Annotated in this window: 1 protein-coding gene; it reads left to right on the top strand. The window is 41.4% G+C overall.

Annotated elements, in window-relative coordinates:
- Positions 1–273 (top strand): filamentous hemagglutinin N-terminal domain-containing protein (locus tag HMPREF1552_RS12480; protein ID WP_021743619.1); only part of this gene is annotated, 273 nt, incomplete at both ends.

Here is a 273-nt window from a genome sequence, read left to right as displayed (position 1 = left end):
TCCAAATCTTGGGCCGAATCAGGCCGCAAATCTTGTCCTGCTTCAGGTTAATGGAGCAAACAGATCGCAAATTGAGGGATATATCGAGGCTCTCAGCAGACAAAAGGTAAATGTAATTTTAAGCAATGAAAATGGAATATATTTAAACGGTGCAGGGACAATCAACATAAAAAACTTTATCCCTACAACTGGAAAAGTTAAGCTGAAGGACGGGGATGTAATCGGAATTGACGTCGAAAAGGGAAGGGTCATTATCGGGGCTAATGGCTTTGA

It is taken from the genome of Leptotrichia sp. oral taxon 879 str. F0557 (assembly GCF_000469385.1).
In the GTDB taxonomy this organism is placed as follows: domain Bacteria; phylum Fusobacteriota; class Fusobacteriia; order Fusobacteriales; family Leptotrichiaceae; genus Leptotrichia; species Leptotrichia mesophila.
This window is presented reverse-complemented; position numbering and strand designations above follow the sequence as displayed.